24 protein-coding genes and 1 pseudogene are annotated in these 25,074 nt (G+C 74.2%); 12 read left to right on the top strand and 13 right to left on the bottom strand.

The features are described 5' to 3' along the window. Positions 1-226 precede the first annotated feature (226 nt). Both ACFYOV_RS24105 and ACFYOV_RS24110 read left to right on the top strand, forming a co-directional pair. Entirely contained in the window at positions 227-1,246 is a 1,020-nt protein-coding gene (locus ACFYOV_RS24105; RefSeq protein WP_389090506.1) for a Ppx/GppA family phosphatase, read from the top strand. 40 nt (positions 1,247-1,286) lie between these two features. Beyond that, positions 1,287-1,499: a hypothetical protein gene (locus ACFYOV_RS24110; RefSeq protein WP_389090507.1), complete on the top strand. Its 213-nt coding sequence runs from the start codon at positions 1,287-1,289 to the stop codon at positions 1,497-1,499. Here ACFYOV_RS24110 and ACFYOV_RS24115 read toward each other — a convergent pair. Next, complete coding sequence (locus ACFYOV_RS24115; protein WP_389090508.1) at positions 1,456-2,064, bottom strand: flavodoxin family protein; 609 nt, start codon at positions 2,062-2,064, stop codon at positions 1,456-1,458. The two genes, ACFYOV_RS24110 and ACFYOV_RS24115, sit on opposite strands and share 44 nt — an antisense overlap. 76 nt (positions 2,065-2,140) lie before the next feature. On the opposite strand from ACFYOV_RS24115, the gene ACFYOV_RS24120 reads away from it, so the two are divergent. From ACFYOV_RS24120 to ACFYOV_RS24130, 3 genes are read left to right on the top strand one after another with little or no spacing between them, the layout of a single operon-like run. Next, the gene (locus ACFYOV_RS24120; RefSeq protein ID WP_389090510.1) at positions 2,141-3,154 is read left to right on the top strand and encodes an iron-containing redox enzyme family protein; all 1,014 of its coding nucleotides are present in this window, start codon (positions 2,141-2,143) and stop codon (positions 3,152-3,154) included. After that, entirely contained in the window at positions 3,155-3,829 is a 675-nt protein-coding gene (locus tag ACFYOV_RS24125) for a HemK2/MTQ2 family protein methyltransferase (protein WP_389090511.1), read from the top strand. After that, positions 3,810-4,043: a CDGSH iron-sulfur domain-containing protein gene (locus ACFYOV_RS24130; protein ID WP_389090513.1), complete on the top strand. Its 234-nt coding sequence runs from the start codon at positions 3,810-3,812 to the stop codon at positions 4,041-4,043. The genes ACFYOV_RS24125 and ACFYOV_RS24130 overlap by 20 nt, the downstream gene beginning before the upstream one ends. 186 nt (positions 4,044-4,229) lie before the next feature. On the opposite strand, the gene ACFYOV_RS24135 is transcribed toward ACFYOV_RS24130, so the two are convergent. Further along, positions 4,230-4,664 carry a subtilase-type protease inhibitor gene (locus tag ACFYOV_RS24135; RefSeq protein ID WP_389090514.1) on the bottom strand — a complete coding sequence of 145 codons (435 nt, stop codon included), beginning with the start codon at positions 4,662-4,664 and terminating at the stop codon, positions 4,230-4,232. Between the two features lie 324 nt (positions 4,665-4,988). On the opposite strand from ACFYOV_RS24135, the gene ACFYOV_RS24140 reads away from it, so the two are divergent. From ACFYOV_RS24140 to ACFYOV_RS24150, 3 genes are all read left to right on the top strand, one after another. After that, positions 4,989-5,543: a hypothetical protein gene (locus tag ACFYOV_RS24140; protein WP_389090516.1), complete on the top strand. Its 555-nt coding sequence runs from the start codon at positions 4,989-4,991 to the stop codon at positions 5,541-5,543. Between the two features lie 35 nt (positions 5,544-5,578). Continuing rightward, a complete protein-coding gene (locus ACFYOV_RS24145) occupies positions 5,579-6,166 on the top strand; it encodes an alpha/beta fold hydrolase (protein WP_389090517.1) in 588 nt (195 codons plus the stop codon). Positions 6,167-6,413: 247 nt separating this feature from the next. After that, a complete protein-coding gene (locus ACFYOV_RS24150) occupies positions 6,414-7,583 on the top strand; it encodes a lactate 2-monooxygenase (protein ID WP_389090519.1) in 1,170 nt (389 codons plus the stop codon). 70 nt (positions 7,584-7,653) lie between these two features. Here the strand turns inward: ACFYOV_RS24150 and ACFYOV_RS24155 are convergent, their stop codons facing one another. The 4 genes from ACFYOV_RS24155 to ACFYOV_RS24170 form a co-directional block, all read right to left on the bottom strand. Beyond that, positions 7,654-9,291 carry an RICIN domain-containing protein gene (locus ACFYOV_RS24155; RefSeq protein WP_389090520.1) on the bottom strand — a complete coding sequence of 546 codons (1,638 nt, stop codon included), beginning with the start codon at positions 9,289-9,291 and terminating at the stop codon, positions 7,654-7,656. Between the two features lie 632 nt (positions 9,292-9,923). Next, a complete protein-coding gene (locus ACFYOV_RS24160; protein WP_389090522.1) occupies positions 9,924-10,304 on the bottom strand; it encodes a toxin Doc in 381 nt (126 codons plus the stop codon). Positions 10,305-10,307: 3 nt separating this feature from the next. After that, positions 10,308-10,553 carry a hypothetical protein gene (locus ACFYOV_RS24165; RefSeq protein ID WP_389090523.1) on the bottom strand — a complete coding sequence of 82 codons (246 nt, stop codon included), beginning with the start codon at positions 10,551-10,553 and terminating at the stop codon, positions 10,308-10,310. Between the two features lie 275 nt (positions 10,554-10,828). After that, positions 10,829-13,072 carry a glycoside hydrolase family 9 protein gene (locus ACFYOV_RS24170; RefSeq protein WP_389090524.1) on the bottom strand — a complete coding sequence of 748 codons (2,244 nt, stop codon included), beginning with the start codon at positions 13,070-13,072 and terminating at the stop codon, positions 10,829-10,831. Positions 13,073-13,380: 308 nt separating this feature from the next. Between ACFYOV_RS24170 and ACFYOV_RS24175 the strand changes: the two genes are divergently transcribed. Both ACFYOV_RS24175 and ACFYOV_RS24180 read left to right on the top strand, forming a co-directional pair. Beyond that, a complete protein-coding gene (locus ACFYOV_RS24175) occupies positions 13,381-15,762 on the top strand; it encodes a SpoIIE family protein phosphatase (RefSeq protein ID WP_389090525.1) in 2,382 nt (793 codons plus the stop codon). A gap of 205 nt (positions 15,763-15,967) precedes the next feature. After that, entirely contained in the window at positions 15,968-16,657 is a 690-nt protein-coding gene (locus ACFYOV_RS24180) for a DUF4232 domain-containing protein (protein WP_389090526.1), read from the top strand. A 24-nt stretch (positions 16,658-16,681) separates the two neighbouring features. On the opposite strand, the gene ACFYOV_RS24185 is transcribed toward ACFYOV_RS24180, so the two are convergent. The 3 genes from ACFYOV_RS24185 to ACFYOV_RS24195 all read right to left on the bottom strand — a co-directional run bounded on the left by ACFYOV_RS24185 (position 16,682) and on the right by ACFYOV_RS24195 (position 20,131). Further along, positions 16,682-18,709 (bottom strand): ricin-type beta-trefoil lectin domain protein, encoded by a 2,028-nt coding sequence (locus ACFYOV_RS24185; RefSeq protein WP_389090528.1) that lies wholly within the window; start codon positions 18,707-18,709, stop codon positions 16,682-16,684. A 354-nt stretch (positions 18,710-19,063) separates the two neighbouring features. Further along, positions 19,064-19,621: a flavoprotein gene (locus ACFYOV_RS24190; RefSeq protein WP_389090529.1), complete on the bottom strand. Its 558-nt coding sequence runs from the start codon at positions 19,619-19,621 to the stop codon at positions 19,064-19,066. 51 nt (positions 19,622-19,672) lie between these two features. Continuing rightward, entirely contained in the window at positions 19,673-20,131 is a 459-nt protein-coding gene (locus ACFYOV_RS24195; protein WP_389090531.1) for a DUF1348 family protein, read from the bottom strand. A 110-nt stretch (positions 20,132-20,241) separates the two neighbouring features. On the opposite strand from ACFYOV_RS24195, the gene ACFYOV_RS24200 reads away from it, so the two are divergent. Continuing rightward, positions 20,242-20,793 (top strand): TetR/AcrR family transcriptional regulator, encoded by a 552-nt coding sequence (locus tag ACFYOV_RS24200; protein WP_389090532.1) that lies wholly within the window; start codon positions 20,242-20,244, stop codon positions 20,791-20,793. Positions 20,794-20,860: 67 nt separating this feature from the next. Here ACFYOV_RS24200 and ACFYOV_RS24205 read toward each other — a convergent pair. Together ACFYOV_RS24205 and ACFYOV_RS24210 are read right to left on the bottom strand one after the other, a co-directional pair. Further along, positions 20,861-21,049: pseudogene (locus tag ACFYOV_RS24205) on the bottom strand (ferredoxin); the annotation flags it as partial. Between the two features lie 14 nt (positions 21,050-21,063). Then, positions 21,064-22,251, bottom strand: a complete 1,188-nt coding sequence (locus tag ACFYOV_RS24210) for a cytochrome P450 (protein WP_389090533.1) — start codon at positions 22,249-22,251, stop codon at positions 21,064-21,066. Between the two features lie 392 nt (positions 22,252-22,643). On the opposite strand from ACFYOV_RS24210, the gene ACFYOV_RS24215 reads away from it, so the two are divergent. Beyond that, positions 22,644-23,270 carry a LysE family transporter gene (locus ACFYOV_RS24215; protein ID WP_389090534.1) on the top strand — a complete coding sequence of 209 codons (627 nt, stop codon included), beginning with the start codon at positions 22,644-22,646 and terminating at the stop codon, positions 23,268-23,270. A gap of 38 nt (positions 23,271-23,308) precedes the next feature. On the opposite strand, the gene ACFYOV_RS24220 is transcribed toward ACFYOV_RS24215, so the two are convergent. Continuing rightward, positions 23,309-23,743 carry a nuclear transport factor 2 family protein gene (locus ACFYOV_RS24220; protein WP_389090535.1) on the bottom strand — a complete coding sequence of 145 codons (435 nt, stop codon included), beginning with the start codon at positions 23,741-23,743 and terminating at the stop codon, positions 23,309-23,311. Between the two features lie 344 nt (positions 23,744-24,087). Next, positions 24,088-25,017, bottom strand: a complete 930-nt coding sequence (locus ACFYOV_RS24225; RefSeq protein ID WP_389090537.1) for a cation diffusion facilitator family transporter — start codon at positions 25,015-25,017, stop codon at positions 24,088-24,090. Positions 25,018-25,074: the final 57 nt, after the last annotated feature.

A 25,074-nucleotide genomic window follows, 5' to 3' on the forward strand; every position in this document is an offset into this window, starting at 1 on the left:
GGCGCGGCGTGTCCGGCGCCGGGCACACCGGTGAGTGGGGAGCGGCTGCGCCCGTTCCCCGCTACCGGGCGGGGCCGGCGGTGCAGCCCACGGCGCCTCGGGCCGCGCGTCCACCAAGAAGCGCGATGTGACGCCCTGTGACAGAACGGGCACACAAATGGCCGGTCTTGGCCTTCCGTGACCACTCTCTCGTTGGCGGCGGCCGATACGGGGTACCCACGAGCGCATGCGGACCAGCGTGGTGGATGTGGGATCGAAGACGGTCAGACTCGTCGTGGCGGACACGGAGGGCGGGGCGCCCCTGCCCGTGCACACGGCCAAGTGGCGGCTCAGGCTCTCCGAACAGGTGACGCCGGGCGCACCGGTGCCGGAGCAGGCCGTGGAGCGGCTGGTCGAGGCGGTGGCCGAGGCGAGCCGCACCGCGACCCGCTGGGGCGCGTCGGCTCCCCTGGCCTTCGCCACCGCCGTGGTGCGTTCCGCACCCAACCGGCAGGAGGTGCTGCGCGCGGTCCGGGAGCGGACCGACATCGCCCTGTGCACGCTGCCGGGCGAGATCGAGGCCGAGCTGACCTTCCTCGGGGCGCGCCGCTGGATGGGGTGGCGGTCCGGGCCGCTGGCCCTGCTGGACATCGGCGGGGGTTCGCTGGAGGTCGCCTTCGGGCGCGGCCGGCTGCCCGACTTCGTGGCCTCGCTGCCGCTGGGCGCGGGCCGGCTGACCCACGAGTTCTTCGACGGCCAGGACCCGCCGTCCCCGGAGCACATGCGGGCGCTGCGCCGTAGGATCCGCCACCAGCTGCGGGACGCGGCGGCGCGGATCCGCTGGGAGGGACCGCGCACCGCGGTCGCCACCTCCCGTACGTTCCAGCAGCTCGGGCGGCTGTGCGGCGCCGCGCCCGGACGGCACGGGCCGTTCGTGGAGCGGCAGCTGTCCGTGGCCGACCTGCGGATGGCGATCGACCGGCTGGCCGTGCTGCCCGCCGCCGAACGCGCCCGGCTGCCGGGCATTTCCGCCCCCCGCTCCGCACAGAGCCTCGCGGGCGCGGTGGTGGCGCACACCGCGATGAAGCTGACCGGGCTGAGGAACGTCACGATCTGCCCCTGGGCCCTGCGCGAGGGCGTCCTGCTGCGCCACCTGGAGGACGGCCCGTCCTGGTGGGCGGAGATCACCCGCCACCACGAGAACGAGCCCGGGGCCGCCCCGGCCGGGCGGGTCCCGCTGCGCAGCATCGCCACCGCCCGCGGCTGAGCGCCGGGCACGCAGCACGACACGACGAAGGGAGACACCTGTGTCCGAGCACGACGAGCGCGAGAACGAGCGCGAGAACGAGCGCGACGACGACCGCAGGAGGCCGGAGACGGCCGTGGGGGAGGTCCTGCGCGAGGTCGAGGACGCCGAGCGGCGCACCCGGGACACTGCCGAGCAGCGCCGGCACCGGGGCGAGGCCGGCGAGGCCATCACCCCCAACGCACGCGCCCAGGAGGAGTCCCACGGCGACTGACCGGCCACGGCGGGTGCGGCACCGGCCCGACTGGGTTCCGGCATCCCGCCGGGCACGGCATCCCGCCGTCCAGGAAGCTCGGCCCTGGCCCCGGTCCCCGGTTCCAGTAGGTCCACGCCTGGCCGGGGATGGTGTAGCCGATGTCCTGGAGGCCGCCGGTGATCTCGCTGATCACATGGTGCGCGCCGTCCTCGTTGCCGGTGACGACGACGCCCGCGACCCGGTTGTGGGCGACCGGCCGACCCGCGTCGTCGGTCTCGGACAGCATCGCGTCCATCCTCTCCAGGACCCGTTTGGCCACCGACGAGGGCTGGCCGAGCCAGGTCGGGGAAGCGATGACGAGGATCTCGCAGGCGAGGATCCTGGCGTGGACGTCCGGCCAGTCGTCGCCCTCGTGCACCGCCTCGCTCACCACGCCCGGGGCGATGTCCAGGTCCACCGCGCGGACGACGTCGACCTCCACGCCCTCCTTCTCCAGCTGTCCGGTGACGGATGCCGGCAGCGCCTCGGTGTTCGAGGTCTGCGGTGACTTCTCGAGGGTGCAGTTGATGGCGAGTGCCTTCATGCGGACCCGGGGTACCCCTGGTGGCGGACGCCACGCGGGCGGGGGTGACCGGGGGCCGGGCGGGTACACGCAGCGCATGGAAACGCCCCCTGCAGAACCGGCGCTGCCCGCCCCGCGCGGTCCGCTCAGCTCCGCCGTCCTCCAGTACCTCACCGGTACCGGCCCGCTGCCCGCGTCCGGCGAGGTGGCCGCCGCCCCGGTGTACGGCGACGACTTCCAGCTCGCCCTGTACGTGTGCTACGAGCTGCACTACCGCGGCTTCGAGGGCGTCGCGCCCGACCTCGAGTGGGACCCGGAGCTGCTGCGCACCCGTGCCGCCCTGGAGGAGCGCCTCCACCGAGCCCTGCGCTCGGACGTCGTCGCCCGCGAGAGCGTGGAGGACGCACTCGCGGAGATCCTGGTGGAACCGGTGGACGGCACGGGCGTCAGCCACTTCCTGCGCGACAAGGGCGAGCTGTGGCACGTGCGCGAGTACGCGGCCCAGCGGTCCCTGTACCACCTCAAGGAGGCCGACCCGCACGCCTGGGTGCTGCCGCGGCTGCGGGGACGGGCCAAGGCGGCGATGGCGGCCGTGGAGTTCGACGAGTACGGCGGCGGCCGCCCCGACCGGGTCCACGCGCGTCTGTTCGCGGACCTGATGACGGACCTCGGCCTGGACACGACGTACGGCCGCTATCTGGACGCGGCCTGCGCCGAGCTGCTGCTCACGGTGAATCTGATGTCCCTCTTCGGCTTGCACCGCGCCCTCCGGGGCGCCCTGGTGGGCCATTTCGCGGCGGTCGAGATCACGTCCTCGCCCGGTTCCCGGCGGCTCGCCGAGGCCATGCGGCGCACCGGGGCCGGACCGGCCGCCGAGCACTTCTACGACGAGCACGTCGAGGCGGACGCGGTGCACGAGCAGGTGGTGCGCCACGAGGTCATCGGCGGCCTGCTGGAGGACGAGCCGCAACTCGCCGCGGACATCGCCTTCGGCGTCGACGCGACCGTGTTCGTGGAGGACCGGCTCGGGGAGCGGCTGCTCGGCGACTGGCGGGCGGGCCGCTCCTCCCTGCGGTCACCCCTGACCCATGAGGTCGCCCATATTCCCTGAATGCTGGGGTATGCGGGGTTTGTGAATCCACTGGCACTCCCGGGCGTCTACGCCCCTCAGGAGGACACCGAGCTGTTGGCCGGTGCCCTGTCCGACGAGCCGGTCCCGCCGGGCGCGGACGTTCTCGACGTGGGAACGGGGTCCGGCGCCCTGGCGCTGGAGGCCGCGCGGCGCGGCTTCCGGGTCACCGCGGTGGACGTCTCCCGGCGCGCGGTGTACACGGCCCGGCTGAACGCGCTTCGGGCCCGGCTCCCCGTGCGCGTCCGCCGCGGCAACCTCTTCGAACCGGTGCGGGGCGAGTCCTACGACCTGGTCCTCGCCAACCCGCCGTACGTGCCGGCGCCGGACGGGGACCGCGGCCCGCGTGGTGCGGCGCGGGCCTGGGACGCGGGCGGCGACGGGCGGCTGGTGCTGGACCGGATCTGCCGCGACGCCCCGCCCCTGCTGCGGCCCGGCGGCGTCCTGCTGCTCGTGCAGTCCGCGCTCAGCGGTCCGGAGCTGACCGTCGGCCTCCTGCGCGCGGCCGGTCTGAAGGCCGCCGTCACGCAGCGCCGCCGCATCGCCTTCGGACCCGTGCTGCGCGACCGGGAGGAGTGGCTGCGCGAGCGGGGCCTGCTGCTCGACAACGAGGACAAGGAAGAACTGGTGGTCGTCCGTGCCGAACTCCCCGTCTGACCCGTCCGGCCCGTCCAGCCCGTCCGGCTCGTCCGGCGCCGCCCGGCGCGTCACCGTGCGGCGCAAGGGGCCAGTGCTGGTGGAGGGCCCGGTGGAGGTGGAGCTGGAGGACGGCACCGTCGTCTCCTCCGACCGCTTCCGCGTGGCCCTGTGCACCTGCCGCCGCAGCCGCCGTTACCCGTGGTGCGACACCAGCCACCGGGACCGGGCCTGAGCCCGGAGCGCGTACGACGAGGGCCCGGGCCGTGAAGCCCGGGCCCTCGAACAGCCCAGAGGCCGGCGGGCGGCCCCACTCCGCCCGCCGGCCTCCTTGCGCGAGATCGCACGTTCCGCGAGGGGGCTCGCACTCCCCAATCTGCGGGCCGCCGCGCGGTCACGGGAAACCGTGCGATCCCGGGTCTCAGAAGGCGAAGAGGCTCGATCCGTATGCGTTCATCTCGCACTGGTTGCCGAAGGTGCGCTCGTAGGAGACGCGCTCGCCCTGCCACACCCCCTGGACGGTGACGACCACCGGGTCGTACTGCTTGGTGCAGAACACGCCCTCTCGCATCGTCAGGGCGTCCATGTCTCCGTCCACCCTGCGCAGTTCGTGACAGGCGGACGCGGCGGCCGGATGGGTGCCCGAGGGAGCGGGGGAACAGGTCAGGGTGACCGCGCGTTCCGGGGTCGTGGTGATCGCGCTCTCGCCGTGGCCCACGGTGAGCACCAGGGCCGACGGGGCGTACAGCGCGGAGGGGGCAGTTCCCGGGGCGGCCATCGCGGTCCCGGCAAGGGGTGCGCAGACGGCGGCGGCCGTGAGGCCGAGGGTGGTGGCCCAGCGCGCGGTGTTCCGCATTGTGTGCATCCTTCCGCTCGTTTCGTTCAGTCGCCGGCCCGTGCTCGGTCGGTGCCGAACCGGCGAGCGCGAGTCTGCCGAGTCCGCGACGGAATATCACATCGACCCCATGGATTTCAGTAACATTGCGTGTTGAATCAGTGGCGTGAAGTCACGGAACACGATGGCGACAAGCCCGTAACTGAGCCGTCACACAGCGTGCGAAATTGCCAGATGGCCGAAACACCGCTGTTCAGCAATCGGCCGGAAACCTTCCGATTCTGCTGAGGGCAGACCGTTTGGCGACCCCTTGCGTTCATGAAGCGAGCGCGTAATCGTCATTACATGATTACGGAAGAGCAGCAGGAGCAGGTGCGCGGCTGGTTCACCGGCCGGCTGCCCGAGGATCTCTTCGACGGCCCGGCGGAGATCACGGTCGACCGGGAGGAGATCATGGTGATCGGCCCCGTCCCCGGACCCCGGCCGGCCGAAGACGTCTCGCCCGCCGAACGGGAGGCGGCGGTCGAGGGCCGTATCCAGGAGTTCCGCGAGCGCACCCGGCAGGCCCGGATGGCGGTCGCCCGGGACGCGGAGCACCGCTTCGGGCGGAAGGTCTCCTGGGGCGTGGAGTGCGACGGGCGGCGCGCCCTATTCACACATGTGGCGGCGCCCGTGATGACCCGGCTGCGCCAGCCGGAGCGCCAGGTCCTGGACACGCTGGTGGCCGCCGGAGTGGCCCGCAGCCGCAGTGACGCCCTGGCCTGGTGCGTGCGTCTGGTGCGGCGTCACACCGACGACTGGCTCAGCGAGTTGCGCGAGTCCCTCGAGCACGTCCAGCGGGTGCGGGCGCAGGGACCGGACGCCCGGCCGGAGGAGGCTGCCGGCGACGAGGCGCGCTGAGGCCCGTTGTCAGTGTCCCCGGCCACGGTGCCGGCATGGCCCGATTCGTGACGGCGGCGGGCACGTGGCTCGGGGCGTGGGCGTGGGACGAGGTGGCGGTCGCGCTGCGCGGGGCCGGGCACGAGGCGTATCCCCTCACGCTGGCCGGTCTCGCGGAGAGACGGGGCATGCCGGCCGGACAGCGGACGCACGTGGCGGACGCGGTCGAGGCGGTGGAGCGGAGCGGTCTGCGGGACGTGGTCCTCGTCGGGCACAGCCATGCGGGCATCCCGGTCGGCCAGGCGGCCGAGCGGATCGGTGGCCGGCTGCCGCGTGTGGTGTGCGTCGACGCGGACGTCCCGGTGGACGGCCGCGTCGTTCCTGTCCGGCCGGCCGTGCGACCACGTGCGGCGGGCGACCGAGGCGCACGGGGCTTCTGGCCGCCCCGGTGCGCCGAGGACTACGCGGGCCAGGGGCCGGCGGAGGAGGCGATCGCGAGGATCGTGGTCGGCGCGACCCCGCACCCGGGTGCCACGCTCACCGAACCGGCGGTCCTGGGGCGGCAGCTCGGGGAGCTCCCGGCGACCTGCGTCACGTGCCTGCTGGACGGGGAGAAGCCCCCGGCCGCCGCGGGGAGTCGCTGAGCGGCCCGCGCTGGGAGCTGGTCCGGACGGAGACGGGGCAGCCCCCGATGTCCTCCCGCCCACGGGAGCCGGCCCGGACCCTGCACGAGGCGGGCACCGCCTCCTGACCGGCCCGAGGTCCGCGTCCCTCGTCGTGTGTCGGGGCCGTGGCATCCGGCAGGTCCCGGGGGGCCGCTCCCCTGCTACCCGCCGGTATGGTCGGGGCCGCGCGACTCGACGGCTCGACGAGGAGAGGCGGGACGGACGCATGGCCGGGCACTGGGCGGACTTCCAGTACGAGATCTACCTGAACGGGACGACGGGCGCCGTGCCCCGGCTCCCCACGGACCTGACCCGCCTGGAGGAGCTGACCGAGCAGCGACTCGGGCCCGGTCCGGTCGGCTACGTGGCGGGCAGCGCGGGGGACGGCAGCACCGCCCGCGCCAACAGGGCCGCGCTCGATCGCCGCCGGATCGTGCCGCGGATGCTGCGGGACGTGCACCAGCGCGATCTGTCCGTGGAGGTACTGGGCCGTACGCTCCCCGCGCCGGTGGCCCTGGCGCCGGTCGGCGTGCTGTCGATCATGCACCCGGACGCCGAGAGCGCCGCGGCGCGGGCCGCCGCCGCGCGGGGAGTGCCCTTCGTGCTGTCGTCGGCGTCCAGCACGCCCATGGAGCAGGTCGCGGAGGCGATGGGCGACGCGGAGCGCTGGTTCCAGCTGTACTGGCCCAGGGACCCGGAGGTGGCCCTGAGTTTCCTGAACCGGGCGAAGGCCGCCGGGTTCGGCGTGCTGGTCGTCACACTGGACACGCCGCTGCTGGCCTGGCGGCCGCGCGATCTGGACCAGGCGTACCTGCCGTTCCTGCACGGGGTGGGCACCGCCAACTACTTCTCCGACCCCGCCTTCCGGGCGGGGCTGGCCAAGCCGGTGCACGAGGACCCGAACGCGGCGGTGATGCACTTCGTCGGCATGTTCGCCGACCCCGCGAAGACGTGGCCGGACCTGACGTTCCTGCGGGAGAACTGGGACGGCCCGATCGTCCTCAAGGGTGTGCTGCACCCCGATGACGCCCGGCTCGCGGCCGACGCCGGCATGGACGGGGTGGTGGTGTCCAACCACGGCGGCCGTCAGGTGGCGGGGTCCGTGGCGGCGGCGGACGCGCTCCCCCGGGTCGCCGAGGCCGTCGGCGACCGGCTCGCCGTGCTGTTCGACAGCGGCGTCCGCACCGGCGCCGACGTCTTCAAGGCCCTCGCGCTGGGCGCGCGGGCGGTATTCCTGGGCCGCCCCTACGTCTACGGGCTGGCCCTCGACGGACAGGCGGGCGTCGACCACGTGATCCGCTGCCTGCTCGCGGAGCTGGACCTCACACTGGCGCTGTCGGGCCACGCCGGCCCGGCCACGGTCGGTCCCGCGGACCTCGTGGACGATCCGGCGTGACGCCACCCGGCGAGGGCACCGTCGCGGGGAAGGGCGGGGTGAGCGGACGAGCGGCTCCCCCGCCCCGCCGTCACATCACGTGCTCGGCGGGTTCCAGGCGCCCTCCCACCGGTGTCCCGGTCCCGCTGCTCGACAGGGAGCCCTCGGCCGTCGGCACCGGCTCGGCCGTCCAGCGCTGGACCCCGCTCCGGTCGCGCACCTTGACGACGATGTCGGCGTTCGCGTCAAGGGTGGCCGGGGCGAGAGCCAGCTGTTCGTCCCAGCGGGGCAGCAACTCGCCCTGCCGGGTGAGGTCGTAGCGCACGTCGTCGCCCCGCGGGTCGCCCGCGTCGGAGCAGGTGCCGAGGACCACGACACCGGCGTCCTTGTGGGAGTCCAGGCACAGACCGGGATCGGCCACGCTGCGCAGCAGCCCGTCGTCCTCGAACGTCCACTGCTGGGTCCACTCCGCCGAGCAGGGGCCGAGCCGGGCGCCCGCACCGTCCAGCGGCTCGCCCCGGACGTCCAGGCACAGGCCGGATGCGATGCTGCGCAGCCGGGTCCGGCCCGGGGCCGTGGGCAGTGCGGCGGCTCCGGGCGGACTGACGGACGGCAGTTCCCCGGCGCCGCCCGCGGCGCTCATCGAGCCGGCCGGGTCGGCCCCGCCACCTTCGGGCGAGCCGCCGCCCGCCATGAGGATGCTCACCAGCACCCCGGCCGAGACGGCACCGAAGCCGGTGAGCAGCGTCCGGGTGGAGCGGACCGCGTCCGGGAACGTCACGTCGGTGAGGCGGGCGGGCACGGGGATCCGGGACAGCAGACGGTGCCGCCCGCCGGACGGACCGCCGCCGCGGCGGCCGCGGCGGCCGGCACGCCCCGAGCGGGTGCCGGAGGTCGCGCGGCCGGGCCGGGAGTCGAGGTAGCGGCGGGCTCCCCAGCCGAGGACCGCCTCGGCGAGGAGCGTGCCCAGACCGCCCTCGAAATGGCTCAGTTGATCCGCCGCGTTGCGGCAGTAGCGGCATTCCGCCAGGTGCCGGCGAACGTCCGGGAGCAGGGCGCCGCCGCGGCGGATCGGGACGTCGAGGAGACGGTTGTAGAAGCGGCAGTCCTTGGTCGGGGCGAGTTCGCGGTGGGCACGGACACACCCCTCGCGGAATGTGTCACGCGCCTGTTCGAGCGTGCCCGACGCGATGTCGGGGTCCATGCCGAGCAGTCCGGCCGGTACGGATATGGGCTCGGCCTCGACCTCGACGTGCCAGAGCAAACAGCGTCCGAGCGCGGGCAGGGACCGGAATGACCTCTCCGCGAGTCCGCGATTTTCCGGCGTCATGGACGTGGCGGTACGCATGCCGCGCCCGCCTGCCGGTTTCTGCAACTCCGGGAGAACGGCGGCCGTTCGATCGTCGGCGGCCCACTCGCGGACCGTGTCGCGCACGGCCTCCAGCAGGGCCGGACGCAGCGCGACGGCCGATTCGCCGAGGGCGACCCGGCCCAGGACCCGGTGCAGGGCGGCCGCCGTGACCATGTCGGCGGCCTGGCCCGAGGAGGCGAGGCAGACGGCCGCGTAGTCGCGCATGGACTGCCAGTGCCGCGCGGTCAGCAGGGCGACGGAATGGGCGGTCCCGGCCTCCGGACGGCCCCGCAGCCGGGCGGCGAGGAACTCGTCGGATTCCCCCGGGGCCCCGCCGGGCGGGGGATACGGAGGCCGAGAGGGGTGGGGGGTGGGCACTGAGATGGTTCCTTCCCACGCGCATGTGACACAGAAGTTCCGACGCCGAATAAGGAAGTGCTGGTCGTGCACACCTCTTTGGCGCGGCGCGGGGGGTGCGAATTCACCGACGGCGAATCGGACCCGGTTCATCGACACGCGTGCGCTCCCGGCCTTTACCCCCCGCACGGGTGGCTCACTCTCGCACAACCGGCACACGGCCAACAAGGCGCTTGACCAACATCTGCGCATTGACAGAAAGTCAGAAAGGAAGTCGGCCCGAATCGCTCGCACCGGCTTTCGACCTGGCTCTTTTTCCGGGGTTCACAGGCGGGGCTCGGGGGCCGTGAGGGGTGGTCCGCACCCCGTGTGAAGTCCGCGCTCCCACCGGGTCCGCCACGCACGCTCCCGGCACACGCCGGAGTGCGGTCAACTGGTCACGGCCCTTCTCGGAGGTCACCGCGCAGGACGGCGGCTCTCCTGCGCGCACGGCCGCCGGCCCCGATCCCTCCCGCCCTCGGCCGGCGGCCCCGGAAGGCACGACCCGGAAGGCACGACCCCGATGGCTCACCCGCACGGGTCCGGAGGCTCCGGAGGGCCGCTCCCCCGGCGCCGTCCGTCCGCACCGGCGCCCTCCGCCTCCGCCGGAGAACTCAGATCTGCCAGGACCGCAGGCGGTCCGCGGCGCCGTAGACGTCCGTCGTACCGGACATGAGATCGCGCGCGAGGTCGACGAGGGCGCCGTAGGGCGGGTCGATGCCCACGCCGCTGACGAACATGTAGGCCACGGCCGTGGCACAGGCGAAGCGGGCGTTCGCCGACGGCAGCGGCCGCAGCACGGCGAGGGTGTGCAGCAGGGCGGCGGCGCGCCAGGCCGCGTCCGAGTCCACGCCGAGGCGGGGCGGGTCCACCCGATGGCGGGCGACGGCCGCGACCAGCGCGGAGAAGTCGTTGATGACGGGCTGGTCCGGAAGGACCTCCTCGTGCCGCTGGAGCAGCCAGGGCACGTCGATGTGCAGGACGGCGGGTGCCATCGGTCAGGCGACCCGCCCCTCGCCCTTGGTGGGGGGTTCGTCCTCCGGGAAGGCGGCGGCGAACTCGTCGGCGTGGGACGCGAAGAACCGGCGGAAGGCCTCCGCGCCCTCCTGCAGCGCCCGGTGGCGGGCGATGTCGGCGGCGGCCGCCTCCCGCACGAGCGCCTTCATGGACGTACCGCGCTCCTTGGCGATCTGCCGCAGGTCCTCGAGCTCGCGGTCGCTGAACTCCACGTTGAGAGCTGGCATGCCCTCACGGTATCGCTCGGGTACTTACTCGTAAATAGCCCCAGGTCACACCAGCCCCGGGACGGTACCGGAGGAGGCCGGCACCGACCCTGCCGACCGCCGCTCGGGTCACTTCGACCTCCTGGGTGATCAGGCGGCGGCCGCCCGCGGGTACGTCGGGATCATGAGTTCCCGGACCGGCCCGGCGGCCCGCCCGGGCCGCCCACGAGCGCCCCGCGGAACTGGTGGGCGGCCGGGTCGGCGACCGGCGGCCACCGGCCCGGCGGGGACGGCGTCTAGCCCTGGTCGGCCACGAAGGAGGCCATGCGGGTCAGGGCGGCGTTCCAGTTGATGGTGTGCTCGTTGGTCGACCAGGACTGGATGTCGTCGATGAAGCAGAACTGACTCACGCAGCCCTGCAGTTTCGACTGGGCATAGGGGTCCTGGATGCTCGAGTTGGGCCCGCCGGAGAGCGTGCCGGCCGGCGGGTTCGGCAGGGCGGGGTCGAGCTGGCGGGCGTACCAGCGGCTGTGCTGGTTGTGCGCGTTGACCTCGCCGTAGCCGGTGACGTAGGAGATGTTCAGGGCGTTGCGGCCCAGGATGTAGTCCATGCTCTGGAGCGCCCCGTCACGGTACTTCGAGGCGCCGGTGAGGTCGTGGGCGGTGGCGAGCACGACCGCGTTGTTGAGCACCTGGTGGCTGGAGCCCCAGTCGTACCTGTTGTCCTCGGGGGCGTAGGGCATGCCGTACGGGTGTGCCCTGAGCGTGGCCAGGTAGCGGTCGGCGCCCCTGACGACGGAGCGGCGCACCCGGTCGCGGCCCGGCAGGTCGTTCGGGACCATGGCGAGGTCGAGCCGGCCGGCCGCGGCGGTGCGGGCCCAGTCGAAGCCGAGGGGGCCGAAGATGTCGGCGGTGTGCACCGGGGAGTCGAGGACGTACTCCCTGAACCGACGCTCACCGGTGGTCAGATACAGCTCGGCCGCCGCCCAGTAGAACTCGTCGGACACGGTGTCGTCCGGGTAGGCACCGCCACCCGTGCCGTCGGACGGGTCGGCGTACCGGTCCGGGTGGGCGAGCGCGGCGGTCCACGCCGTGCGGGCCGCCGCCAGTGTCCTGGCCGCGAACGCCTTGTCGTACGGGCGGTACAGGCGGGCCGCCTGTGCGGCCGTGGCCGCGAGGTTGAGGGTGGCGGCGGTGGTCGGCGAATGCAGTTCCCGCTTCTGCGGGTCGGCGGCGGGCAGCAGCGGCAGCCCGGTCCACTGCTCGTCGTGGATCTTGTGGTGGGCCATGCCGGCCAGCGGCTCACCCTCGGGCACCTGCATCTTCAGCAGGAACTCCAGCTCCCAGCGGGCCTCGTCGAGGATGTCCGGGACCTTGTTGCCGCTCTCGGGGATGTTCAGCGTGCCGTCGCCGAGCCTGTCCGCCTCACCGGTGCGGGCGTGCTGGGCGCGCTCGTAGGTGCTGAGCACCTCCCAGGTGCTGATGCCGCCGTTGACGACGTACTTGCCGTGGTCGCCGGCGTCGTACCAGCCGCCGGTGACGTCGAGGGTGTGGTCGCACACGCCCGGCCGGCAGGGCACCTTGCCGTCGCCCCGGTTGGGTGCCTCGTCGACGTGGCCGGCCGCGCGGCCGTAGCCGGGGCGCAGGTCGTCGCGGATCGCGATGCCGCTGCGCTGGGTGTAGTAGTACTTCGCCGAGTCCAGCCGCAGCCGCTCGTAGGCGCGCGCGTCGATGTCGAAGGGCCGGCTGGTCTCGCCGTCCGCGACCAGGGTGTAGCCGCTCCCCCGCTTGCGGTGGGCGCCGAAGTCGATGGAGTGCACGTTCTGCCCGGAGGAGCCGTCGACCCCGCGGGGCACGGTCCAGCCCCGCGCGACCACGTCGCCGCCGGTGTTCCTGAGCTGCCAGGGCAGCCGCTCGGTGGCGTCGGTGACGAGGGTGGCGTTCTTCGGCCCCGCGGGCAGGTAGGCGACCTGGTTGACGCGGACGCGCGGTCCCGTGTCGGGGACGTACGGCTCGGGCCCCACCCCGCCGAGCAGGGACACGTCGTCCACGCAGAACCGCCACGGGTCGGGGCTGCCGCCGAGCTGGAGGCCGACCTGGGCCTGTGTGGTGTCGACGGGCGAGGTGAAGGTGTAGCTGTAGGTGTCGCCGGAGACGCTGAGCTGCGGCGTCACCTCGTAGTAGGTGTCGTGGGGTGCCACCGACAGGCCGACGACCGCCCGGACCACGTGCCCGGCGGGCGAGCCGGTGGCGACGAAGGAGAACCGGTACGACTCGCCCTTGACCAGGGTGATGTCGTTCTGACCCACCGCGGCGTCCCACCGGTTGGCGGTGCCGCCGGGGACGTCGGCGCACAGGCGGCCGTCGGACAGCCCGGCGGTGACGCCGGCGGAGGCCCACCACGGCGCGGTGGTGGTGTCGAAGGTGCCGTTCCTGACCTGCTCGGCCTCGTCGGCCCCGGCAGGTGCGGCGGGCAGCGCGGTCAGGGCGGCTGCCAGCAGACCGGTCAGGGACAACAGGGCGGTACTGCGTCTTCTCACGTCCGGGCTCCTCTGCGGGAGGGGCGGGCGGCGCTCATGGGAGCGCTCCCAATGCCTACTCGGGACATGCTTGTGGCAGGTGTGACGGGTCGTCAACGGTCCGGACCGGACGAGCCGTCCGGCTTTCCAGCGGCAACGGCACCGCGGCGTCCGCCGGGCGGCCCGGGCGGGCCCGCTCCGGGCGGCGCGGCGGCCCTCTCCCGGGACGGCTCATGAGCGTTCCCGGTCCTCGCCGGCCCCGGACGCACTAGGCTGGAACGCAGGCGATACACCGGTTCACGGTGAGTGTGCGCAATGGAGTGGCGACGATGAGGCCGGACGACCCGTTCGACGATGTCGTGACGGCCCGGGCCGTCATCGACGCCGACGGCACGCTCACGCACTGGAACGAGGGGGCCCGCCTGCTGCTGGGCCACAGTCCCGAGGAGGTCGTCGGCCGCCCGGCCGCCGAGCTCCTCGCCGACGGCCCCGCCCCGCCCAGGCCGCGGACCGACGCGCGCTGGAGCGGCACACTGGCGCTGCGGCACCGCGACGGCGGCACGGTGACCGTGTGGGTGCTCGCCCACCACAGGGATCCGGCCGACGGCGGTACGGGCGACTGGCTCGCCGTCACCCCGCTCCGGACCGCGGACGGCGACCTGGTCGAGGACCCGCTGGTCCGCACAGCCATGTCCCAGTCGCCCTGCGCCACGATGGTGTTCGACCAGGAACTGCGGTTGCGCGGGATCAACGAGGCCATGGCGGACCTCCTCGGGCTGCCCGCCGACCACGTGCGGGGCCTGCGACCCACGGACGTCGGCGGCCGGCCTCAGTACTACGAGCTGGAGCAGCATCTGCGCCAGGTGCTCCGGACCGGACGGGGGCACGACATGCAGACGTACATGAAGGCCACCGGCGAGAGCCGCGCGCACGCCTGGCTGGCCCGGCTCGCACCGCTGCGCGACGACGCCGGCCGGGTGCGGGGCGTGTGCGTGACCGCCCACGACTTCACCCAGCAGTACCAGGCACGGGAGCGGCTCCAGCTGGTCAACGAGGCGAGCATCCGCATCGGCACCACCCTCGACGTCACCCGTACTGCGCAGGAACTGGCCGAGGTCTGCGTGCCGCAGCTCGCCGACTTCGTCAGCGTCGACCTGCTCGATCCGCGGGAGCACGACGGCGACCCGTCCGGACCGCTGACCGCCCCGGTCGACCTGCGCAGGGTCGCGCACCAGTCCCTCTTCCCCGGCAGTCCGGACGCCGTCACCCCGCAGGGCCGGACGCACGCCTACCCGGTCGGCTCCCCACAGGCCGACTCTCTCCTCGCGGGGCACACAGTCGTCGCCTCGGTGCCGTCCGGCGATCTGGACCAATGGCTCGCGGGGGACGAGGCCCGCGCCCGCCGGACCGAGCAGTACGGCGTGCACTCCATGATGTCCGTACCGCTCCAGGCCCGCGGGACCACCCTGGGCGTCGCGGTCTTCACCCGCTACCGGCACCCGGAACCCTTCACCCACGACGACGTCCTGCTGGCCGAGGAGGTCACCGCGCGGGCCGCGGTCTGCATCGACAACGCCCGCCGCTACTCCCGCGAGCGCGAGACGATGCTCACCCTCCAGCGCAGCCTGCTCCCCCGCAGCCTGCCGCGCACGGCCGCTGTGGAGGCCGCCTCCCGCTATCTGCCGGCCACGCGGTCCGGCGTCGGCGGCGACTGGTTCGACGTGATCCCGCTGTCCGGGATGCGGGTGGCCATGGTGGTCGGCGACGTGGTCGGGCACGGCATCCAGGCGTCGGCGACCATGGGCCGGCTGCGCACCGCCGTGCGCACCCTCGCCGACATCGACCTGGCCCCCGACGAGCTGCTCACCCACCTCGACGACCTGGTCCTGCACCTCTCCCACGAGTCCGGCAGTGACGGCAGACCCGGCGAGGTGGGAGCGACCTGCCTCTACGCGGTGTACGACCCGGTGTCCCGGCGCTGCACCCTGGCGCGGGCGGGACATCCGCAGCCCGTGGTGGTGCCGCCGGGCGGTCCGGCCCGGCAGCTCGACCTGCCGTCCGGCCCGCCGCTGGGCCTCGGCGGACTGCCGTTCGAGTCCGTCGAGCTGGAGCTGTCGGAGGGCAGCGTGCTGGCCTTCTACACCGACGGTCTGGTCGAGTCCCGCGACCGGGACATCGAGATCGGCCGCCGGATGTTCCGCGAAGCGCTCCGGGACGCCTCCGGCCCGCTCGACGAGACCTGCGACCGCGTGCTGCACGCCCTGCTGCCGGCGGGCGGCGCCCCCGACGACGTGGCCCTGCTGCTGGCCCGTACGCACGGGCTGCCGTCCTCCCAGGTCGCCACCTGGGACATTCCCGCCGATCCGGCGCTCGTCGCCCCGATCCGCAAGCAGGTCGTCGACCAGTTGGGCACCTGGGCGCTGACCGAGGCCTCGTTCACCGCGGAGCTGGTCGTGAGCGAGCTGGTCACCAACGCCATCCGGTACGGCGCCCCGCCCATCCGGCTGCGGCTGATCCACGACGCCGCCACGCTGATCTGCGAGGTGTCCGACACCAGTCACACGGCGCCGCACCTGCGGCGGGCCAAGACGTGGGACGAGGGCGGCCGGGGTCTGCTGCTGGTCGCCCAGCTCACCCAGCGCTGGGGCAGCCGGCACACCACGGAGGGCAAGACCATCTGGGCCGAGATGGGGCTGCTGGACGATCCGTGAGCGCCCGGCCCGTTCGCCTGTGCACCCCACCGATGACGCGTTCCGGCCGTTTCCCGTCGGCGGTCGGCGGACACCTGGGACGTGACGGCGCACCGCCGCCGAACTGGAACGGCTGTGCGGCTTTGCGATATCGCCGAGCACGGCATGGGCGCCGAGAGAGCGGACGTCGTGCCGTGAGCGAGCACCTCAGGAATCGAGGCGAACCATGGCGATCAGGCCCCGGTGGACGGCCCGGGCGGCCCTGCTGACGGCGGCGCTGGCCGCACTGACCTCGTGCGGAGCCGGCGGCGGGGGCGACGCGCCGGTGGCCTCCCCGCAGACACCGGCAGGCCGTCTCACCGCGACGACCGGCACGGTCGGAGCGTCGGCGCACAGCGCGGGATCACGTGAGGCTGCCGGCACCACCGGCCCCACGGCAGCCGAGCGCCCCACGGCAGCCGAGCGCCCCACGGCGACCGGGCGCGCGGGAAGCCGCTGTCACAGTTCCGAACTGCGCGCCACCGTGGGGCGCATGGACCCCGGGGCCGGGCAGCGCGCCTTCCCCGTCGTGCTGACCAACGTCTCCGGCCGCACCTGCACCCTGCACGGCCATCCCGGCGCCGCCTTCGTGGACGCGGTGGGCCGGCAGCTGGGCCCCGACCCCGAGCGCACCCCCGGTGACGCGACGACCGTCACCCTGGCGCCCGGCCGTAGCGCCTGGGCGGGGCTGCGGTACTCCGCTCCCGAGGTGAGCGGAGCCCGCTCGGCGACCCCGGCTGCGCTGCTGGTCACCCCGCCGGACGAGTGGGAGGCCCTGAGGGTGCCGTGGAAGGCGGGCGAGGTACCCGTGGCCGGCAACGCGTCCTCGGTGTTCCTCACGGTGCTCGAGCCGGGCCGCGGCCCCGGCGAGGACTGATCCGGTCGTGGTCCGTCCGGCCGCTCAGCGGTCGCGCCCGGGCCGGCCGTCGAGGCCGTCCCCGCAGCGGTGGCCGTGGGAACACCCGGTGCCGCCGGGGCGCGGGTCGGTGGCCGGGGAGGTCTCGACCGGGCTTGCCGGGGCGGTGGACGGCCCCGTGGTGGGACCGGTCGTCGGGGTGGGGTTCGGTGATCCGGTCGCGTGCCCGGTGTCCCAGTGGACGACTTTCATCCGGAGGTCGGGCTCGGCGGCGTCGATCGCCCAGCGCTGTGCGTCGGTGTCCGCGCGCCTCTTGACCACGAGCGCGCCGGATCCGTCGGTGGCGGCGGGCGCCAGTGCGAGGTCCGGGTTCGAGCGGGGCACCAGGGCGCCCCGGACGGTGAGGTCGTACCGGGCGCTCTTCGCAGCCGGCCCGGTCCCGCCCGGGCACGGGGCCAGCCGTACGGAGTAGCCGAGGCGGGAGTCCAGGCACAGGTCCGGCGCGGCCGCGTTGCGCAGCAGTCCGTCGGTGTCGTACGTCCAGGTCTGGATGTCGGCCGCCGAGCAGACGGTGAGTTCGGCCTCCGCCCCTGCGGCCGCCCTGCCTCCGACCACGCCGACGCACCGTCCGGAGGAGGCGTTGCGCAGCCGCCCCCGCAGGGTTCCCGGCGGTGAGCCGCCGGCGGCGCCCGCCCACGACGGACGGCCGGACGGCCCGCCGTCGGCGTCGGCACCCACCGCCCCCGGCGCGCGGTCGTCCCCGCCCGGTACGGCCGGTACGTCCCCACCGGAACCGGCCGTGGTCCACAGCAGCAGCGGGAGGACGACCAGCCCGCCGACGGTGAGCACGCCGAGGGAGAGGTTGCGTCGCCGGGCGGCGCGGCGGGCGGCCCTGCGGGCGGAGCGGGAGCCGTCGGTGCGGTCGGGGGCGGCGTGGACGCGGTGGCGGGAGGTGCGGCGGCGGGGGGAGCGCGGCCTCGGCGACGTCGTCTTCCCCGTCGCGGGCCGACGGGACGGCGTGGGGGGCAGCCCCTCGTGGTACGCCCCGTCCGCCGGACCCGGATCTCCGTCCGGATCGCCGGCTGCGGGGCCCGCCGCGGGGTCACCTCCGCTCCCGGGCCCGGCGGACGGCGTACCGGTCCGGCCGCGCGGGGGCGCCGTCCAGTCCTCGGCGCCCGGGAGACCCGCGGCCATCGCCGCTTCGGCCGGCGGCGCGGGCCGTGGTGCGTCCGCCTCGTCGGCCGCGGCCGCCCGGCCGTCCGCGTACGCGCGTCCGCCCCAGCCCAGCACCGCCTCGGCCAGCGCGGGCCCGAGCCCCCCGAGGAAGCCGCCGAGCAGGTCCGCGGTGTGCCCGCAGTGGGTGCAGGACTCCAGGTGGGTGCACAGGTCCCGGTCGACGGGCACGTCCGGGCGCCGGTAGGTGACGTCCAGGAGACGCAAGTAGCTGCGGCACTCCTGATCGGGAGCACGTTCGCGGTGAAGCTGGAGCAGTTCCTCGCGCAACCGGTCGCGGGCCCGGCCAAGTTCGACGTCCGCCCCCTCCTCGTCGAGCCCGAGCAGTCCGGCGGGTACGCCGATCGGCTCGCACTCGACCTCCGTGTGCCACAGCAGGCACCGCGCGGACCGGGGAAGCCGCCGGAACGCCCCGGACAGCAGCCGCCGCCCGGGGGGTGGCAGCAGTCGGGCGGCCGGACGGCCGCCGTCGCCGGTGGCGGCCCGGAGCCCGGGGTGCAGCATCTCGCGGCGGTGGTCGCCGTACCACTCGCCCGCGATCCGGCGCACCGTGACGAGGAGGTGGGGCCGCCAGGCGGGGGCCGGACCGTTGTGCCGCAGGGTCTCACCGAACATCCGGGTGAAGGCGGCCGTGGTGAGCATTCCGGCGGCACGCTCCCCATCGGTGCACAGCCGTGCGTAGGCGAAGGCCGGCTCCCAGTGGCGGTCGAGCAGTTCCCCGGCGGGATGCGGCGCGGGCGTGGTCCCCGTCCACTTCCCCAGTTCGTCGCTCAGCTGCTCGTCCGTGGCGTCGAACGGGCGGGCCGGGATCGGGGAATTCCACGGGCCGGCGTCGGTCACGGCTGCATTCCTCTCGGGATGTGCGAAAAAGCCCATACCCATGGGTATGGGCACCCTCCGGGGGGCGGAATCCGCTCGCACGGGATTCGGCACTCCGGAATACGCCTGAAAGAGGCTCTTGTGGAGCGGGGCGGTGATGTCGGGGAGACGTATCGCGCGCACGGGGAGGGGATGGCCCCGCGCGTCGCACACCTTCGCACAGGCCGGGGAGGGGAACAAGGGATTCTTCGTTTTCCTTCGGCCTCTTGAGCGGCGCCTTTTTGACGGAATGTCAATGGGGTCGGGACAGGGCGGGCGAATCGACCGGCCCGCGCCGTTCTCCGCCTTCGCGCGCGGGTAATTCCCCGGGCCCGTTCATCCGTTTCGGCGACCGTCGGCCCCGTCGGCGCGCAGGAGGTCCAGGGCCCGTTCCCAGGGGAACGCGGGCCGTCCGCCGTCCGGGCCCGGATCCCCGGTGTACGGGTCGCCGAAGCGCACCCCCATGCCGCTCAGGCGGGTGAGGCTGTCCCCGTAGGCGGGGTGGGTGGCCAGCGCGCCGGCCACGCAGGGCAGGACGGAGATCGGCACGCCGAGCCCCACGGCCTCGCACAGGGTGCCGAGGGCGAGGGTGTCGGCGATGCCGGCCGCCCACTTGTTGACGGTGTTGAAGGTCGCGGGTGCGACGACCACGGCGTCGGGTGGCGGAAAGGGCCGGGGGTCGGCCGGGGTGCGCCAGGCCGAGCGGACCGGACGGCCGGTCCGTGCCTCGACGCCGGCCGTGTCGAAGAAGCCGTTCATGGCGACCGGTGTCGCGATGACACCGACCTCCCAGCCCCGCGCCTGCGCCGCGGCGATCAGCTCCCCGACGCCGGCCGCGACGCCGGCGGCACACACGACGACGTAGAGGAAGGGTTGTTCGGTGCGTTCGCTCACCCGGGCACCCTAATGACCGCGTACCGCGTCACCCGAGCTGGGGCGTCGCGTTCACCGCACCGGGAGGGCCCGGCCGCGTTCGGAGGCGGGGCGGGGGCCGTGGATGCGGCGTTCGTACTCCTCGATCGGCACGTCGTTGATGGCCGCCTCTCGCCGGTTCATGAGCCCGTGCTCGTCGAACTCCCACATCTCGTTGCCGTAGGAGCGCCACCACTGGCCCTCGGTGTCCCGGCACTCGTACTGGAAGCGCACCGCGATGCGGTTGCCGTCGAAGGCCCACAGGTCCTTGCGCAGCGCGTACTCCTGTTCGCGCGCCCACTTGGCGGTCAGCAGGGCCACGATCTGGTCCCGGCCGGTGACGAAGGTGTCGCGGTTGCGCCAGACCGAGTCCCGCGTGTAGGCGAGGGCGACCCGGTGCGGGTCGCGGGTGTTCCAGGCGTCCTCGGCCGCCTGGACCTTCTGCGCGGCGGTGGTACGGGTGAACGGCGGCAGCGGCGGGCGGACGGTCACGGGAACTCCTTCGCGGGGCATCCGGGGAACACGGGAGAACGCTCGTTCTCCCGACGGCTGCTACGGTAGGAGAACGTGCGTTCTCCAGTCAAGGAAGGGTCGGACAGGACATGGACAGCGCGGTCGCGCGGGAGCGAGCCCTGGACGCCGCCGGGGAGCTGTTCTACGGACGTGGGGTGCGGGCCGTCGGCATGGACGAGGTGCGCAGCGCCTCCGGCCTGTCGCTCAAGCGGCTCTACCAGCTCTTCCCGGCCAAGGAGCTGCTGGTGGAGGCGTACCTGGAGCGCCGCGACGCGCGCTGGCGCGGGCGGCTCGCCGCCCATGTCGACCGGTTCGAGGACCCCCGGCGGCGCGTCCTCGCCGTCTTCGACTGGCTCGGCGAGTGGTTCGCCGAACCGGGATTCCGGGGGTGCGCCTGGATCAACGTCCACGGTGAGCTGGGCGCCACCTCCCCCGGGGTGGCCGCACAGGTGAGGGCGCACAAGCGGGCGTTCCGGGAGTATCTCGCCGGGCTCGTTGCCGATGCCGGGCTGCCCGACGCGCTCGCCGGGCAGCTCTTCCTGCTGGCGGAGGGGGCGATGGTGACCGCCGGTGTCACCCGCACCGCGGCGCCGGCCGCCGAGGCTCGGGAGGCGGCCCGGCTCCTGCTGCGGGCGGTGTGAGACCCGGCGCGCCGGGCGCCGTGGCCTCCGGCCGCCCCGCCCGCCACGCCCGGTGTCGACGCGGCGGTTGGGGAACGATGACGGCGCTCACGGGGCAGGCGCGGGCGGCCTCGCGTACCAGGGGACTGCCCGCGCCGTCCTCCCGGCCGGGCGGACGGCACCGCAGCCGCCGTCGTCCTGAGTGAGGACCACCGGGGGCGGCCAGGGCGCACTGGCCCGCGCCGACGCAGACGTCCCGGTCGATGCCGAGGGGCATGGGGCGTGCTGACCTCACCAGGTGACGGGAAGCTCCAGCATCCCCTGGATGGTGTCGGCGGGCTTGAAGGGAACGGTGGCGGCCGGCGCGGCCAGGCGCAGCGCGGGCAGGCGCTCGAACAGGGTGCGCAGGGCGATCTCCATCTCGGCGCGGGCGAGGTGCTGGCCGAGGCACTGGTGGATGCCGAAGCCGAAGCCGAGGTGGTGACGGGCCGGACGGTGCCAGTCGAGGGCGTCGGGTTCGGGGTAGACCGTCTCGTCACGGTTGACGACGGAGGTCGCGAAGACCACGCCGTCACCGGAGCGGATCGTCGTCCCGTCCACGTCGATGTCCTCCGTGGCCACCCGCAGCAGCCCGTCCACGATCGACAGCGCCCGCGTCAGTTCCTCCACCGCGCCGGGCAGCAGCCCCCAGTCGGCGCGCAACTCGGCCAGCCGTTCGGGATCCTGGAGGAGCGTGAAGGTACCGAGTGAGATCATGTTCGCGGTGGTCTCGTGACCGGCGACCAGCAGGATGAGCGCCAGCGCGATGAGTTCCTCGTGGTCGGACCGGCCCTCCGCCGCCTGCCGCCTCAGGAGGTCGTCCAGCAGCCCGGCGCCCGGCTCCTTGCGCTTGCGGTCGAGCAGCTCACCGACGTAGGCGTCCAGTTGGGCACGGGCGTCCTCGACATCGGCGGTCGCGGGGCCGCGCAGCAGCCGCCGGGACTGCTCCTCGAAGAAGTCGTGGTCGGCGTAGGGCACGCCGAGCAGGGCGCAGATCACCGTGGAGGGCACCGGCAGCGCGAACGCGGTGACGAGGTCGGCGGGCGGCCCCTGCGCGATCATCGCGTCGAGCCGCTCGTCCACGATCCGCTGGATGTGCGGGCCGAGTCCGACGGCGCGTTTGTAGGTGAAGTCTCCGGCGACCATGCGGCGTTGGGCGCGGTGTTCGGGGTCGTCGAGGCCGAGCAGCGCCACCTTGCGGTCGCGGGCGGCGGCCAGGCGCGGGGTGAGCACGGGGAAGCCCGGGCGGGTACGGTCGGACGACAGGCGCGGGTCGGCCAGCAGGGCGCGGGCCGCGGCGTGCCCGGTGACCGTCCAGACCTCGCGCCCGTCGAAGAGGGCGATCCGGGCCAGCGGGCCGGCGGCGCGCAGGGGGTCGTAGGCGGCGGGCGGGTGGTAGGGGCACGTCCGGTCCTGGGGGAAGGCGACGGCTCGCGTCATCGGGACCTCTCGGGGGACGGGTGCACGCGGGACACTCCATTGGATGCCTCAGGCATCTATGTGTCGACGGGAAGTTCGGCCAGATCGCGTGTGGCGGCAAACCGACGAGGGATCCCCGCTCCCCGTTCGAACAGCGGGGCCGGCCGGTCCCCGGGGGCCGGCGCACGGCTCCCGGGGACACGCCCGCAGCAGGAGGACGGGATTCCGTTTCAGCCGCGGCTCCGGCCCGCGCGCAGGACGCCCTTCGAAAACCGGTTGTCCCCCTCGCGCCCGGGGCGCCACCATCCAGCCATGTCCACGTCCCGCGTCCCGCCGCCGATGTCCGACACCGTCCCTCCGGTGCGCCGACAGCGGCAGTCCGGCCTCCGTGGAGGACCGACACCGCTGCGCTCATGACGGCCGCACTCGTCGCGGGGCTGCTCGCCGGATACGGCATCGCCGTCCCCGTCGGCGCCGTCGGGGCCTACCTCGTCTCCCTCACCGCCCGCACGTCCCTGCGCACCGGCATCTGCGCGGCGCTCGGCGTCGCCACCGCCGACGGCCTGTACGCCCTCGCCGCCACGCTCGGCGGCTCGGCGTCGGCATCCGCGCTGCGGCCGGTGGCGGCACCGCTGCGGTGGATCTGTGTACTCGTGCTGCTGGCGCTGGCGGCGTGGGGGGCGGTCACGGCCGTACGGCAGTACCGCGCCCACCGGCTCGCCGTCCGCGGCGCGACCGCCGCCCCCGGCCCCGGCCGCGCGTACGTCTGGCTGCTCGGGATCACGCTGCTCAACCCGACCACGGTGATCTACTTCGCGGCGCTGGTGCTCGGCTCCCGGGGCGGGGACGCGGTGGGGCTCGCGGAGCAAGCGGTCTTCGTCACGGCAGCCTTCGCCGCGTCAGCGAGCTGGCAGGTCCTGCTCGCCGGGGGCGGCGCGCTGCTCGGCCGCGCGCTGACCGGTCCCCGGGGGCGGCTCGTGACGGCCCTGGTGGCGAGCGGCGTCATGACGGCACTGGCCCTGCACACCGCACTGACCTAGGAGAGTCGTCCCGGGGCGCCGGCAGCGGGACGGTACGCCTACGGGGCGAAGGCTCGGGCGACGGCGAGGCTGTCCTCGTAGACGTGGTGGCGTACGACCAGACCGTCGCGGACGGTCAGGTGCAGGGCGAACCTCGCGCGGTACGCCCGTCCCGTGGGCCGTGCGGTCTGCCGGATCTCACCGAGCACCACCGCGTCCTCGCCGTCCACCAGGATCCGCTCGATCTCGGTGGCCGCCTCCGCCGGTACGTGATGGGCGGCCAGTTCCCGGTAGTGGGCAGCGGCTTGGGCACGGGTCGAGCGGTGCCGAATCCAGGGGGTGGTGTCCCGGCCGTGCTCGTCCTCGGGCCAGTCGAGCCGCCAGTCGCAGGGCTCGGCGTACAGCTCGGCGACGAGCTCCGGGTCCCCGCCGCCGATCCGCCGCAGCAGTTCCTCCACCACGGCACGGGTCGTCCTCGTGTCGGTCACGGTCATGCCGGTGTCTCTTTCGGCCGGTCGGCGGGGTGTACCCGGACCACTGTGCCGCGCACCCGACGACGCCGCGATGACCGCGGAGGTCATGGCCCCTCGTGTCGGGGGAACGGTCGCACGAATGACGCAAGCGCGGCGCGGTGTCGCCACGGCGCCGCCGCGCCGCGTACGACCGGCGTGGCCGCCGTCGGACATGACGGTCCGCGAGGTCACGGGTGCCCGGGGCGGGCCGAGGGGAGGGAGCGTACGTCGCGGCCCGCTCCCCGGCACGCCGGACGGTGGTTGACGGGCCTGCGGGAATTCTTCCCACGCGGTGCATGAAGCACCGGCAACCGGGCACGAGAGGGTCAGGCCCCGCCGCGTCCCCCCGTCGCGGCGGGGCTCTCCCATGCCTCCCGCGCCTCGTCGGCCCGCCGGTCGGTGACGTCGAGGAAGATCTGTTCGGCCTCGGGGACCGTCGCGGCGATGGACCGCTTGATGCGCACGGCCACCTCCTCCACCTGCTCGCTGTCCAGACCGGGCACCAGATCGACCCGGGCGGCCACCAGGGCGGTCTCCAGACCCGTCTTCATCGTCAGCAGGGCCTCCACGCTGTCGATCTCCGGCTGCGCCTCGAGCAGCGCCCGGATCCGCCCGCTCGCCTCGGGGCCGGCCGCCTCGCCGATCAGCTGGTCGCGGGCGTCGCGCCCCAGCCGGTAGGCGACGTAGACCAGCAGGACGCCGATGGCCAGCGAGGCGGCCGCCTCCCACGCCACCTGCCCGGTCGTCATGTGCAGCACCATGCCGGACGCGGCCAGCAGCACGCCCACTACCGCGGTGCCGTCCTCGGCGACCACCGTGCGCAGCGCCGGGTCCCGCAGACCGCTGCCCATGCCGCCCTGCCGGCGCACCTGGTACAGGGCCCGCAACAGCGAGCCGCCCTCCGCGAGGAGGGCGACGGCGAGCACGACCAGCCCGGCCGTGTAGCCGCCGAGTTCCTCCCGGTCGCCGCCCCCGAGGGCGTGGAGGCCCTGGTAGAACGAGAAGCAGCCGCCCATCACGAAGATGCCGACGGCCGCGAGCAGGGACCAGAAGAACCGCTCCTTGCCGTACCCGAAAGGGTGACGTCGATCCGGTGGCCTGCGGCTGCGCCGCAGCGCGGCGAGCAGGAACACCTCGTTCAGGCTGTCGGCCACCGAGTGCGCCGCCTCCGAGAGCAACGCGGGCGAGGAGGCGGCGAGACCGCCGATCGCCTTGGCCGCCGCGATCACCAGGTTGGCCGCGAGCGCCACCAGCACGGTGACGCGAGTCCTCCGATCCGATCGTGTAGTCACCCCGGCCGCTTGCCCCCGGTC

Origin of the sequence: Streptomyces sp. NPDC005931 (assembly GCF_042871235.1) — a bacterium.
Classification (GTDB): domain Bacteria; phylum Actinomycetota; class Actinomycetes; order Streptomycetales; family Streptomycetaceae; genus Streptomyces.

Bases quoted from the DNA above. Each gene is read 5' to 3' on its own strand.
- ACFYOV_RS24105 (WP_389090506.1), top strand. From the start codon at position 227: ATGCGGACCAGCGTGGTGGATGTGGGATCGAAGACGGTCAGACTCGTC.
- ACFYOV_RS24115 (WP_389090508.1), bottom strand. From the start codon at position 2,064: ATGAAGGCACTCGCCATCAACTGCACCCTCGAGAAGTCACCGCAGACC.
- ACFYOV_RS24120 (WP_389090510.1), top strand. From the start codon at position 2,141: ATGGAAACGCCCCCTGCAGAACCGGCGCTGCCCGCCCCGCGCGGTCCG.
- ACFYOV_RS24125 (WP_389090511.1), top strand. From the start codon at position 3,155: ATGCTGGGGTATGCGGGGTTTGTGAATCCACTGGCACTCCCGGGCGTC.
- ACFYOV_RS24135 (WP_389090514.1), bottom strand. From the start codon at position 4,664: ATGCGGAACACCGCGCGCTGGGCCACCACCCTCGGCCTCACGGCCGCC.
- ACFYOV_RS24140 (WP_389090516.1), top strand. From the start codon at position 4,989: ATGATTACGGAAGAGCAGCAGGAGCAGGTGCGCGGCTGGTTCACCGGC.
- ACFYOV_RS24145 (WP_389090517.1), top strand. From the start codon at position 5,579: ATGGCCCGATTCGTGACGGCGGCGGGCACGTGGCTCGGGGCGTGGGCG.
- ACFYOV_RS24150 (WP_389090519.1), top strand. From the start codon at position 6,414: ATGGCCGGGCACTGGGCGGACTTCCAGTACGAGATCTACCTGAACGGG.
- ACFYOV_RS24160 (WP_389090522.1), bottom strand. From the start codon at position 10,304: ATGGCACCCGCCGTCCTGCACATCGACGTGCCCTGGCTGCTCCAGCGG.
- ACFYOV_RS24165 (WP_389090523.1), bottom strand. From the start codon at position 10,553: ATGCCAGCTCTCAACGTGGAGTTCAGCGACCGCGAGCTCGAGGACCTG.
- ACFYOV_RS24175 (WP_389090525.1), top strand. From the start codon at position 13,381: ATGAGGCCGGACGACCCGTTCGACGATGTCGTGACGGCCCGGGCCGTC.
- ACFYOV_RS24180 (WP_389090526.1), top strand. From the start codon at position 15,968: ATGGCGATCAGGCCCCGGTGGACGGCCCGGGCGGCCCTGCTGACGGCG.
- ACFYOV_RS24200 (WP_389090532.1), top strand. From the start codon at position 20,242: ATGGACAGCGCGGTCGCGCGGGAGCGAGCCCTGGACGCCGCCGGGGAG.
- ACFYOV_RS24210 (WP_389090533.1), bottom strand. From the start codon at position 22,251: ATGACGCGAGCCGTCGCCTTCCCCCAGGACCGGACGTGCCCCTACCAC.
- ACFYOV_RS24215 (WP_389090534.1), top strand. From the start codon at position 22,644: ATGACGGCCGCACTCGTCGCGGGGCTGCTCGCCGGATACGGCATCGCC.
- ACFYOV_RS24220 (WP_389090535.1), bottom strand. From the start codon at position 23,743: ATGACCGTGACCGACACGAGGACGACCCGTGCCGTGGTGGAGGAACTG.